At 56.0% G+C, this 11,849-nt stretch carries 10 protein-coding genes; 4 read left to right on the forward strand and 6 right to left on the reverse strand.

What is annotated here, in order from left to right; all coding sequences use genetic code 11:
* Positions 1–3: 3 nt before the first annotated feature.
* Both JYG33_RS08770 and JYG33_RS08775 read right to left on the reverse strand, forming a co-directional pair.
* The gene (locus JYG33_RS08770; RefSeq protein ID WP_222666779.1) at positions 4–1,158 is read right to left on the reverse strand and encodes a transporter substrate-binding domain-containing protein; all 1,155 of its coding nucleotides are present in this window, start codon (positions 1,156–1,158) and stop codon (positions 4–6) included.
* A 132-nt stretch (positions 1,159–1,290) separates the two neighbouring features.
* Complete coding sequence (locus JYG33_RS08775) at positions 1,291–1,773, reverse strand: AmiS/UreI family transporter (RefSeq protein WP_207875560.1); 483 nt, start codon at positions 1,771–1,773, stop codon at positions 1,291–1,293.
* Positions 1,774–2,456: 683 nt separating this feature from the next.
* Here JYG33_RS08775 and JYG33_RS08780 point away from each other — a divergent pair.
* Positions 2,457–3,317, forward strand: a complete 861-nt coding sequence (locus JYG33_RS08780) for a DMT family transporter (protein ID WP_207875561.1) — start codon at positions 2,457–2,459, stop codon at positions 3,315–3,317.
* A 960-nt stretch (positions 3,318–4,277) separates the two neighbouring features.
* On the opposite strand, the gene JYG33_RS08785 is transcribed toward JYG33_RS08780, so the two are convergent.
* The 3 genes from JYG33_RS08785 to JYG33_RS08795 are packed head-to-tail and all read right to left on the reverse strand — an operon-like array spanning position 4,278 to position 7,130.
* Positions 4,278–4,868 (reverse strand): cytochrome c, encoded by a 591-nt coding sequence (locus tag JYG33_RS08785; protein WP_207875562.1) that lies wholly within the window; start codon positions 4,866–4,868, stop codon positions 4,278–4,280.
* Positions 4,865–5,473, reverse strand: coding sequence for a cbb3-type cytochrome c oxidase subunit II (locus JYG33_RS08790; RefSeq protein WP_207875563.1), 609 nt, complete (start codon positions 5,471–5,473; stop codon positions 4,865–4,867). Before JYG33_RS08790 ends, JYG33_RS08785 begins: the two co-directional genes overlap by 4 nt.
* Before the next feature lie 4 nt (positions 5,474–5,477).
* A complete protein-coding gene (locus JYG33_RS08795; RefSeq protein WP_207875564.1) occupies positions 5,478–7,130 on the reverse strand; it encodes a cbb3-type cytochrome c oxidase subunit I in 1,653 nt (550 codons plus the stop codon).
* Positions 7,131–7,362: 232 nt separating this feature from the next.
* On the opposite strand from JYG33_RS08795, the gene JYG33_RS08800 reads away from it, so the two are divergent.
* Positions 7,363–8,787, forward strand: coding sequence for a PLP-dependent aminotransferase family protein (locus JYG33_RS08800; protein ID WP_207875565.1), 1,425 nt, complete (start codon positions 7,363–7,365; stop codon positions 8,785–8,787).
* Between the two features lie 120 nt (positions 8,788–8,907).
* Entirely contained in the window at positions 8,908–9,333 is a 426-nt protein-coding gene (locus JYG33_RS08805) for a lipocalin-like domain-containing protein (protein ID WP_207875566.1), read from the forward strand.
* 55 nt (positions 9,334–9,388) lie between these two features.
* Here JYG33_RS08805 and JYG33_RS08810 read toward each other — a convergent pair whose 3' ends face one another.
* Complete coding sequence (locus JYG33_RS08810) at positions 9,389–10,312, reverse strand: LysR family transcriptional regulator (protein ID WP_207875567.1); 924 nt, start codon at positions 10,310–10,312, stop codon at positions 9,389–9,391.
* 100 nt (positions 10,313–10,412) lie between these two features.
* Here JYG33_RS08810 and JYG33_RS08815 point away from each other — a divergent pair, with 100 nt between their 5' ends.
* Entirely contained in the window at positions 10,413–11,759 is a 1,347-nt protein-coding gene (locus tag JYG33_RS08815) for an aspartate aminotransferase family protein (RefSeq protein ID WP_207875568.1), read from the forward strand.
* Positions 11,760–11,849 lie beyond the last annotated feature (90 nt).

The raw sequence follows: 11,849 nt of genomic DNA on the forward strand, positions 1-11,849 counted from the left end.
GCTTTATGTCTCCAAAGTATCCAGCTTGGCAGTCCAGTCACCCAGAGAATGAGTGACCAGATACGGATCGGGCGAGACGGGGCGTGTTGCTTGCCGCACAATCGTAAATTCGCCATCGGCGTTAATGCGCCCAATCCGAGGGTAGAGCCACGTGTGGTGATTATTGGGATCAACTTTGATCCGCCCCTGAGGCGCATCCAGCTCACTGCCCAAGAGATAAGGCAGCAAGTCCTCGATCGCATCACTGGCCGATTGTCGATACGCATTGGCAAACAAATGCATCTGTGAATAGGCCGCTTCCCAACACAGATTAGGGTGGCAGTCAGCGCCAAAGCGCTTGCGCAAGCTGGCCAGACAACGCGCATTGACCTCTGACTCTATCGATTGAAAATACGGTGCCGCCGTGAAATGGCCACAGGCAATTTCTGCCCCCATCTGCGCGATCTCTGCCTCCGAAGTCGTCAGGCTGGCAATAGGCATGGTCTGCGGATTAAAGCCTGCATTGGCATACGCACGATACAGATTGGCCGTGGAATCCCCCACCACCGTAGAAAAGATAAAGTCCGGCTGCTTGTCCCGTATGTCCTGCATGATGCGGCTGTAATCACTTTCACTGGCATCCAGAGGCAGATAGTGCTCGCCCAGCACTTTGCTGTCGGGATGCTGCATCACCAGCTCGCGCATGATGCGGTTGGACTCGTAGGGGTAGATATAGTCCGAGCCAATCATGTAGACCCGTGCCCCGAAATTACTGGTCATGAAATGCGCCAGCTGCACGCTGTTCTGATTGGGCGCGGCACCGGTATAGATCACATTGCCGGAAAACTCGAAGCCTTCGTACAAAGTGGGATAGAACAGCAGCTTGTTCCATTTCTCCACAATCGGGATCACCGCCTTGCGGCTGCTGGACATATAGCCGCCAAAAATCACATTGACCCGGTCATGCACAATCAGCCGCTCGGCCTGCTCGGCATAGCATGAGGGCTTGGAAGCCGGGTCGTAGCACACGGCGACCAATTCACGCCCCAACAGGCCACCGGCCTCGTTGATTTCATCAATCGCCAGTTTGGTCCCCTGCCATTGCGACTGGCCAATGGTAGAGGTCATGCCGGTTGCGGAATAAAGAACGCCGACGCGTACGGGGTCGTTGTGAGCCAAAGTCCATCTCCTGTCTAGCATGGTAGAGGCGCAGGTCGACAGACCTGCCAATAAACACTACGAGCGAGCATCAGGTTACTCCAAAAAACAGCATGACTTCGGCTCCCAAACGACGTTCCATTCTTGCCTTGCTTACCAGGCATCCATCAAGATCACGGTGCCGGGCAACCAGCATGTCAGCGCACCGATCAGGATGGTGTACACGGGCAAGATACGTACTGTGCGACCCAGTCCCAAAGCCAGAAAAAACAGGAACCACAAGCTGGACCACAAGAGCCACATGGTGATCAAGCGTGGATCACCCGCCGTCCAGGCAAAGGCCAGCGCACTGATAGCCACAAACAGGCAATACCAGCCAAAGCCAACGCCCTTCAGGCCATACCACTGCACCACGGCCAGATACAGATACGTAAAGGCAAACAGCAAGCCTCCGGCGACGGCAAAGAAATCCGCCATTTGCTCGCCACGCTGCAAGCCCACCAGATTGATGAACAGGGCCAGCAGCCCCACCAGCAAGTTAAAGGGGGCAAGATCCCGACTTTCAATACGTCCAGTCAAACCCACACCATTAACAATCAGCACAGCCCCAATAAAGAAAAGCGCAACACCCAACATGGCATAAGCCTCCAAAACAAGGTGACGATTCCGGCCTGGCTGGCGTCAGGACCCTCCTGGCGCTGCGTGAGCTCTGTGTATCGCAATGGCTTCTTGCTGTTTGGCATTTCCAGGTAGTTCGTAACCTAACTATAAGGTCGGACTTATTTCGGGCAAACAAAAAGGCCCAGACGGATTCAAGGGATGAACCAGTCTGGGCCTTTTTGCCCAACATCAACGCTGGCAACATTGGCAGCAGATGTCGTTTCAATTCGGAAATGTCACAGCGATCTGAAATCGCGATCGGTGCAATTCTTACATAGCCCGGTCTCTCGCCTGTACTAGCGATTACCCTAGCGGCTGACTATTGGCGTCCTAAATAAAAATTGTGCTAAAGTAGCCCATCGATTTAACGATCTGATTCTTATTCCATGAACCGCCCCGCATCCTCTTTGCTAAGCACTCTGCCCCTATCGCGGGCCGCGTCGCTGCGGGCGGGCTCTCCTCCTCCTCCATCTGTCTTGCTGATGACTGTCGTCGCCCCGGGCGTCGTCAATCAAGCCGCAGTCGTGTCCGACGTCGTCGTCGACACACGCGTCTACAGCGTCTGCTCCTAAGACTTCGTCTTTTTTTCCCTGCGCTACCGATGCGCCTGGAATGTCTTTGCAGACAAACCTAATTTATTTAGACAGATAAAGAACATCATGATTTCTTCTTCTCGCGCCCAAGCGGGTGCTATTGCTTTGTTCGTGCTGCTATGGGGCAGCGCGGGTATTTTCACGCGTGTGGGTTTGGACCATGGCTCGGTCATGGCCATGCTGATCCTGCGTTTTGCCATCGCCCTGCCTATGGTGATCCTGCTGGGGCACTTCAATGGCGGCTGGCTACCGCCCAAAGGACAACGTCTGCTGCCCGCAATCAGCGGTTTGCTGATGATCGGGCTGTATTCGTTTTTCTATTTTGAAACCCTGGCACAAGGGATTACGCCGGGTCTTCTGGCCACAATCTTGGGTGTACAGCCGATTCTGACCTTGGCATTAACCGAGCGGCGTTTTTCCCTGACTCGTGTGGCTGGTTTGGCCTTGTCTTTGACTGGCCTGATTCTGGTGGTTTATCAAAGCCTGATTGTCAGCCGTTTGTCCGTCACGGGTCTGGTGTTTGCCATTGCCGCTTTGCTCAGTATTACGGTGGGGACGATTGTGCAAAAGCGTCAGCCCGTCGGTGCTTTGCAAGGCATGCCTTTGCAGTACTCCTTGTCTTTGGGCTTGTTCATTCTGGTGTCCCTGGGTTTGGGGCAAGAGATTCGCTGGGAAAACACACTGGGCTTTTGGGGGCCGGTGGTATGGCTTGGGCTGGTGATTTCCGTGCTGGCTCAGTTGCTGTTGTATCGCATGATTCGCAGCGGGAATCTGGTCAATGTCACCAGCCTGTTTTATCTGGTGCCTGTGGTGACAGCGGGATTGGATTTCCTGATTCTGGGGAATACCTTGGCCGCTCGGGCTGGATTGGGACTGGTGGCTATCTTGGCTGGTCTGTGGCTGACTTTACGGAAGAAAGCAGCGTAAGGTGGGTTTTTACCTGCGTTAACACAAGTGAGGCCGGTCTTTGAATGATGAGATCGGTCTCCATGAAGCCACCACTTGGGTCCCTCTGCAGGGCTTGGGCTGAGAACTTGCCGGTGCTGCGCACCGGTGCCCTTGTCAGGAGATAGCTACGGGCGCATCCTGAACTCGCGGGGTGGTTCGTCCCCCGGACGAACCACAAGCGCCCCGCTCAAACAGCAGGATGCTTATACCCCTACGCTATCTCCTGACCGCGGCAAGTACTCTGATCCGCCCAATCCCTGCAGAGGGACCCAAGTGGTTCACAGTGATGCATATCCACGATTCAAGCCGGTTTGCTTCCAAGATCCAGATGCTCAGAGACAAATCTCAAAGCCCCCTCTAAAAGCCCCTGGTTTACGAGTTCTCGCTACGCTCAATCACAATAGCCTTCCAATTCATCTCAACAACTTGGCCAACAACAAACCCTACCAAGCGCCAAACCGAGGATCGCTACACAGCCCCCCGTCCTCTCTACAACCAGCACTTCCTCCCACCCCAAATCGGTTTTTTTGTATTTCTCCGTTGTGAGCCGCTTGGGGCCGGGTTCAGGGGCTTGGGCGATTCAGACTGCTTGCCGCAGGCGGTGTCTTGATCCGGGGTGCAAGCACTCTGCTGTTTGAGCCCGACGCTTGTGGTTTGTCCGGGGGACAAACCACCGGGCGAGTTCAGAGTGCGCCCGGATCAAGACACCGACAAGGGCACCGATGCGCAGCATCGGCAAGTAGTCAAGCCCAAGCCCCTGAACCCGGCCCCAAGCGGCGTCCCTCACCGAGACGACCAAACAACAAAAAAAAGAACCGACATCTCCAACCCTGGGGTCGGGTGAGATATCGGTTCAAAAGCCGGGGGCCTGTTCCCGGCGTGCTACCGTTTCAAAACGTGCTTCTAATTATTGATTCCTTTCAAAAGCATCCCAGCGTCTTACTGCGCTGCAATCCAGTCCTGTAACTCCTGCTCCCCCTGCCAAGGCTGAGTACGCTCCGCACTAGCCGCACGCGCTTCAGCGACAAGTTCAGGAGTAAGCGCCTCTGCCTCATTCCCCCATTCATGGCGAATGAAATTAAACACGGCGGCTAGCTCCGCATCACTGAACTGCTCCGCAAAAGCAGGCATTGCTCCCTGATACTGCTGCCCTTTCACCGTGATAGGCCCGTTAATGCCATGCAACACCAACTGAGCCAACACCTTGGGCTCGCCCTTCACCCATTCAGAGTCAGCCAAAGGGGGAAACACTCCCGGCAAACCTTGTCCCGTCGCCTGATGGCAGGCCACACAGGCATTGGCATAAAGCTGCTTGCCATCCGCAGAGGCACTGGCAGGGGCAGGAGCCAACACAGCCAACGGTCGTTGATCACCCAAGCGGGGAGAGCTATTAGGCTGAGCCGACACGATGTAGTACACCGCCCAGGCCAGCAGCGCCAAAATCACCAGAATCACAACTCGCGGAACCGGGTTGTACTGCTCATGGGGATCGGCGTTCTCGCTTTGACGATTTTGCACAGGCTTGTTCATTCCTCGCGCTCCACGACATCAGCACTCAAGATTGGATAGACGTGCTTGAGCGACTGCAAATACACGACCAGATCCAAGGCCTCCGGACGTGCCACAACCACCTTGCCCTCTGGCGCTACACCCGGTGGCAGGCTAACAACACGCTCATCAGGCTGTACCTGATCCGGGTCTTTCGCCTCGAACAGAAAACGATAGGGAGGCATATTGCTACCCGGCGAATACGCGCGCGGATCATACAAATGGCCCAGATGCCAATCCTGACTAGGCTGACGCACGCCAATATTGAACAGATCCGGCCCGGTACGCATGGTGCCCAGCAAAGGCGGATCATCATAGTGATAATCCCCCGCCACAGAGGCGCGCCCCCAGCCACGGCTGGCATCAGCGACACCGGCTCCCGTGGTACTGGGCTGCTGTGTGTGGCAAGTAATACAACCATTGCCCCGATACACCGCCCGGCCACGTACTTCCTGGCTGGTATAGGGCGACAAGCCTTCCGGTGCAGGCTCGTCTTTCAACTGCAGAAAAGGCACCACAATCATGGCGGCCGTGGCCAGGGACAAGGTCACCATGGACCCGATAATCAACTTCAGTTCGTTTTCCATGTCCTCAAACCTCCAGCTCAGCAGTACGGCGCACGGCAGCCGAGCGAGACTCGGTCAAGGCGAACGCACCGGACTTCACAATCATCAGCAAGACGTGCAGGGCAAACACCAGATGGCCCAAAGTCATCAAAGCACCACCAATGGAGCGACCTTGCAGCCAGGGCATGGTGACAGCCACGGACTCCATAAAGCCACGCGTTGGATCCAGCAAGGCCAAGCCTTGCAGTACGCCACCAATGCTGAGCGTGATCATGTACACCGCAAAGCCAGCCACCACCAGCCAGAAGTGCCAGGAGATCAAGGCTGGACGGGGCCAGGCGGTATTCAGAATGCGGGGTAAGGCAAAGTACACCCCACCAAAAATCACCATGGTCACAAAGCCATACATGCCCAGGTGAGCATGCGCTACGGTGAAGTGTGTGAAGTGCGTAATGGAGTTCAGGGAGCGCAAGGCTTCAGCAGAACCTTGCAGGGAGGCGACGGTGTACATCATGGCGCCAAAGACGATGAACCGCAGAACCGGCGAATGACGCAACGCACTGAAGTGACCTTTCAAGGTCAAGTGCTGGTTAGCCGAGAAGGCCAGCACCGGAATCACCATCATCACGCTTTGCACGATGGACAGAGTGATCAGCCATTCAGGAATAGGGCCACCGATCAAATGGTGTGCTCCGACCTGACCGTAGAAAAAGGCCAGCGTCCAGAAACCCAGCAAGGACAAGTTGTAGGAACGTACGGGACGCCCGATGACTTTAGGCAAGAAGTAGTAAATGGCCGCAATCGACATGGGGGTGTAGAACAGGCCCAGCACGTTATGCCCGAACCACCAGTTCATGGTGGCCTGCTCAACGCCAAAGTGCACGCCCGGAACCTTGGCAACCAGATACAGGATCGGGAACCAGAACAGTGCGGCACCGATGTACCAAACCGACACGTACAAGTGCTTGACCTTGCGTTGCGAAAGCATCAAGGCCAGTGGCATGCCGATCATCATGCCGCCAAAGGCAAACAGCACACCAATCTGCCAGGGAATTTCCAGCCACTCCAAACCAGCATTCAAACCAATGGCCAAGGCCCCGATCCCCGCGACCAGAGCCGCGTTCCAGACCAGTCCACCGACCATCACCAAACGGCCACCCAAAAGTGGGGTTTGCAGCAGGCGCGGCAGCATCCAGATTGTCAGCCCCAGCAAGCCCATCGGGGCCCAGCCATATGCAACACCGTTCAGGTGAATCGTGCGCAGACGGCCAAAGCTCAACCAGGACACATCGCCCAGGAACTCTGGCCAATGCAGTTTCAGCGAACTGATCAGACCGGCAAAAGACGCCACCACCAGCCAGACCACCGCACAGACAATCAATAAAAAAGCAGGCATGGAGCTGGAGCGGTCAGCCTGCTCGCGTGCCTCCATCTCTACAGCACTGGTTTGCTGGCCGTGGTTCTCTGCCAGATGGTCTGCGGCAGCCAAACTGAGCGCTTGCCGTTGAGCATCACCGGCAGAAGGCTCTTCGGGCTGGCCGATCTCGCCCTTATGAAAAATAGTGCGTGCACCACTGACGTCAGCATCGAACAGGCCCTTGCGCAAGGACCAGATAAAGGCAAAAAGCCCGGCAATCGACAGGATGAATGCGGCAAGCAAAAGCGCCGTCGGGTTCATGGTATTCCTCTGATGAGATAGGGCCGTCCCCCGCAGGGGCACGGACGAAAACACTCGCAAGGCTACCCGTCGGTACAGAGCATTCCAAGAATCAGTTAAAGCTTCAAAAACCCTATCAGTTGTCCTGTAAGCGGCGTAAATAGCGCCTTGCTTGTGCTTACAGCCCTACCCATCAGATAATAAAAAAACCACATTTGGCGAATCAACCGTATCAGATGGAGTATCAAGTCGCATGAAACTATATGAGACTCTGGCAAAAGAGCTGGCCCAGGCCATTCTGGACGGCACGGTCGCGGCGGGCGAGCGCATGCCGTCGGTGCGCCAGTTAATGGATAAGCACAAGATCAGCGCCTCGACGATTTTTCAGGCTTATTACCGTCTGGAAGCACAAGGGCTGATACAGGCACGCCCACGTTCGGGCTATTACGTGTGCTCTCATCTGGCCCCACATACGCTGGAAGCCGACACCGCGTCCCAGCCCCCCTTGCAGGCCACCAACGTCAACAATAGCGACCTGATCATGGCGATTTTGCAATCCAGTTCAGAGCGCTCCGTTGCTCCCTTGGGATCAGCATTTCCCAGCCCCCTGCTCTTTCCACTGGAGCGATTAGGCCGCTTTTTATCAGCCAGTCTCAAACAGCAAGATCCTTGGGCCAGCCTGGATGATCTGACCCAGGGGCATGCCGCCCTGCGTCGGCAGATTGCCTTGCGTTATTTGGCTCAAGGCATGGCTATCAACGCTAACGATATTGTGATTACCAATGGCGCACTGGAAGCCCTGAATCTCTGCCTGGCCGCCGTCACCCAGCCGGGCGATATTGTGCTGGTGGAGTCACCCACTTTCTATGCTGCCTTGCAGTCTTTGGAGCGCATGAAACTGCAGGCCCTGGAAGTGCCCACTCACCCACGCGAGGGCATCGATCTGGATGCGTTGGAGCAAGCCATCGTGCGCCACTCCCCCAAAGCCTGCTGGTTGATGACCAACTTCCAGAACCCATTGGGCAGCCTGATGCCGGACGCCAAAAAAGCACAATTGGTAGAGCTATTGGCCCGTCACGAAATCCCCTTGATCGAGGACGATGTGTACGGCGAGCTGTACTTCGATACCGAACGCCCACGACCCGCCAAAGCCTTTGATCGCCAGGGTTTGGTGATGCACTGCTCCTCCTTTTCCAAAACCCTGGCACCCGGCTATCGGGTAGGCTGGGCTGTGCCGGGACGCTATACCCGCGAAGTCGCCAAAGCCAAGCTGACCACAACACTGACCTCTCCCGTTCCTACTCAACTGGCTCTGGCCAGCTATCTGGAAAAAGGAGCCTACGACCAGCATCTGCGTCGCCTGCGCACCCAACTGAAAAATCAGTATGAACAGTTCTCCAAAGCCCTGGGACGCTACTTCCCGACAGGCACCCGCGCCACACGCCCCGAAGGCGGCTACTTTCTCTGGGTAGAGCTGGAAAAAAGCGTACAGACGCTGGACTTGCATCGTCAGGCCTTGTCACAAGGCATCAGTCTGGCACCGGGTTCTATTTTCTCTACCACCCAAAACTACAGCCATTGTTTACGCCTGAATTTTGGTCATCCCTGGACCGATCAAAGCAGCAATGCCTTGGAAATACTGGGTAATCTGTGCAGGCCATTGCCACTTAAAAAATAAAGATCCGTAGGGTTGATCGATAGGAAATAAAAATCGCTAATAGATTGTTATGTATAGACAAAAACCTCATGATGAAACGGTTTTACTGCAGAAAAAAAACCGACTATTCAGGAGTTTTTGATGTCGCATACCTTACGTAGCAAACTGATTGGCGTCTGGAAACTGGTGTCGTTTGATTTTGTCCCCTCGGATGGCTCTCCTTCCTATCCAGGTCTAGGCCCCAACCCGATCGGCATGCTGATTTATACGGGAACAGGCTACATGGCCGCCCAACTGGGCAGCAGTGACAGAACCGTGCAAGACCCCTGCCAAAGCCTGATAGACAGCTACCTGGCTTATGCCGGTACGTTTGAAGTCGATGAGCAAGCCCACTGCGTGACCCATTTTGTGGATATGTCCTTGTACCCGGACTGGGTGGACGTGCCCCAGCCAAGACTGGCGCGATTTAGCGAAGGAGCACTGGAACTGATCACCCGTGACCCCGTGGTCGTCGGTGGCAAGTTGGGCATGGGCACCTTGTTATGGCACCGGGCCAGCCCGACCTAAGCATACGCATCAGGGACGTACAGCAAGCACACGGCCAGCCACGACGCTGGCCATTTCAATTCTGCGCAACAGAGTCCAGCGCATTCAAGAAGTAATCCACAATCGCATGCGCGCGCCTATCCTTGCGCATGGCCAACGACAGGGGAATCGTGAATTGGCGCTGCTGCGGGTCCACCGCGATCATCTGCCCCTTTTCCACCCAACGGGCTGCGACATGCTCGGGCAAGAAGCCGATGTACTCACCAGTCAGAATCAAAAAAGCGATGCCTTCCCGATCACTGGCCGTTGCCACACAATTCAAATCCTGATGCTGGGCAATGGCTTCCGAACTCATTCGATACGCAGGAGCAATAGCAGCCGCAGCGCGCAAATCCGCAGGTGGTACCGTCCCTTTTTGAGCGGCACGGAACAAGGGATGCTCCCAGGAGCAATACAGAAAATAAGGCTCGGCATACAGCGTGCGGTACTCCAAGCCGCTAAGCGCATTGGTTTCAGGCAGCACGCCCATGTGCAAACGGTCCTCCAACAAGCCACGCTCTATCTCCCCCGGCGTACTCATGCTGATATGCACACGCACCGCATCACTGTTTTGCCGCAGGGTGCGCAAGGCCGACGTAATGTGCATATGTGGCTGCGAGATCAGGCTATTCATCAACCCTATATTCAAATCTCCCCTCAAACTGGAATGCAGTTGATTAACCTCGCTACGGAAGTTCTCCACCGCCGCCATCAAGGTTTCACTGGCCCGCAGCACTTGCCGGCCTTCTTCCGTCAAGGCAAAACCCGCCCTGCCACGCTGGCACAACCGTATACCCCCCAGGCGCTTTTCCAGATCGCTCATGTGCAAGCTGATGGCCGAGCGCGTAATCCCCAGCACACCCTCTGCAGCCGAAAAGCTGCCCACTTGCGCCACCGTTCTGAACACACGCAGCAGGCGCAAATCAAAATCGGAAACCTGCAAGAGTCCTTTCAGATGCATATAGGTGAGTAAAACAATAAGTGAAGTTGAATAAAAACGTATTTTACTCAACAACTTAGCTCCCTACACTGGGGGTATTCACCGCCTTGAGGAGACCGACGTGAACTCACCCTACTTTGCGCCCCAGCAGATCGCCAGTGAACTCAATCTCCAGTCCCACTGGATGCCCTTTACCGCGAACCGGCACTTTCAGCAGGACCCACGCCTGGTCGTGAAAGCCGAAGGCAACTGGCTGTACGACCAGGACGGCCGCCAGATTTTTGACAGCCTGTCCGGGCTTTGGACTTGCGGTGCAGGCCACGCCCGCCATGAGATCCAGGCAGCCGTGCATCGCCAACTGGGGCAACTGGACTACTCCCCCGCCTTTCAGTTTGGACACCCAGCCGCATTTCAACTGGCCGACAAGCTGACTCAGCTCACCCCTGAAGGCCTGGACCACGTGTTTTTCACCAACTCCGGCTCTGAATGTACGGACACCGTCGTCAAAATGGTGCGTGCCTACTGGCGCATCAAAGGCCAGGCCACCAAAACCCGCCTGATTGGCCGAGCCCGCGGCTACCACGGCGTCAACGTGGCTGGGACCAGCCTGGGTGGCATAGGCGGCAACCGCAAAATGTTTGGCCAGTTGATGGATGCCGACCACTTGCCCCACGTACTGCAAGCAGACTGCGCCTTCACCCACGGCCAGCCTGAAACCGGCGGTCTTACTTTGGCCGATGAACTGCTTAAACTGATCGAACTGCACGATGCCAGTACCATCGCCGCTGTATTTGTAGAGCCCGTCTCCGGCTCGGCAGGCGTACTGGTTCCCCCTACCGGCTACCTGCAACGCCTGCGTCAGATTTGCGATCAGCACAACATCCTGCTGGTATTTGATGAAGTCATTACCGGCCTGGGTCGTTTGGGCACCCACACCGGAGCCGAATACTTTGGCGTCACACCCGATGTCATGACCATGGCCAAGCAACTGACCAACGGCGCCATTCCCATGGGCGCGGTCATTGCCAGCAAAGAGATCTACCAAACCTTCATGGGCCAGGACTTGCCACTGCACGCCGTCGAATTCAGCCACGGCCATACCTACTCCGCCCACCCCGTGGCCTGCGCCGCCGGTCTGGCCGCACTGGAATTGCTGGAACAAGACAATCTGCTGCAACGCTCCGCCGAACTGGCGCCACACTTTGAACAAGCCCTGCACCAACTGCGCGACTGCCCCAACGTCATCGACATCCGTAACTGCGGTTTAGCGGGAGCCATTCAACTGGCACCCCGCAATGGCGACCCCGCCATCCGTCCCTTTGAAGCAGGCCTGCAACTATGGAAACAAGGTTTTTACGTACGCTTTGGCGGCGACACCTTGCAATTTGGCCCGCCCTTCACCAGCACACCCGCCCAACTCAGCTCACTCTTTGATGCGGTGGGCGGCGTCTTGAAGCAACTGGCCTGACACGCCACACAGGGCGGCCAAACACCGGCCGCCCACACCCCCCCTTCACTCGTTGCAAATAGAAACCTTAACTTTGTCTGCAGGCAGAAC

Source organism: Alcaligenes sp. SORT26 (assembly GCF_017377875.1).
Lineage (GTDB): Bacteria > Pseudomonadota > Gammaproteobacteria > Burkholderiales > Burkholderiaceae_B > Alcaligenes > Alcaligenes parafaecalis.

Excerpts from the sequence above, each read along its gene's own strand:
- JYG33_RS08795 (WP_207875564.1), bottom strand. The coding sequence starts at position 7,130 with ATGAACCCGACGGCGCTTTTGCTTGCCGCATTCATCCTGTCGATTGCC.
- JYG33_RS08800 (WP_207875565.1), top strand. The coding sequence starts at position 7,363 with ATGAAACTATATGAGACTCTGGCAAAAGAGCTGGCCCAGGCCATTCTG.
- JYG33_RS08780 (WP_207875561.1), top strand. The coding sequence starts at position 2,457 with ATGATTTCTTCTTCTCGCGCCCAAGCGGGTGCTATTGCTTTGTTCGTG.
- JYG33_RS08785 (WP_207875562.1), bottom strand. The coding sequence starts at position 4,868 with ATGAACAAGCCTGTGCAAAATCGTCAAAGCGAGAACGCCGATCCCCAT.
- JYG33_RS08790 (WP_207875563.1), bottom strand. The coding sequence starts at position 5,473 with ATGGAAAACGAACTGAAGTTGATTATCGGGTCCATGGTGACCTTGTCC.
- JYG33_RS08810 (WP_207875567.1), bottom strand. The coding sequence starts at position 10,312 with ATGCATCTGAAAGGACTCTTGCAGGTTTCCGATTTTGATTTGCGCCTG.
- JYG33_RS08805 (WP_207875566.1), top strand. The coding sequence starts at position 8,908 with ATGTCGCATACCTTACGTAGCAAACTGATTGGCGTCTGGAAACTGGTG.
- JYG33_RS08775 (WP_207875560.1), bottom strand. The coding sequence starts at position 1,773 with ATGTTGGGTGTTGCGCTTTTCTTTATTGGGGCTGTGCTGATTGTTAAT.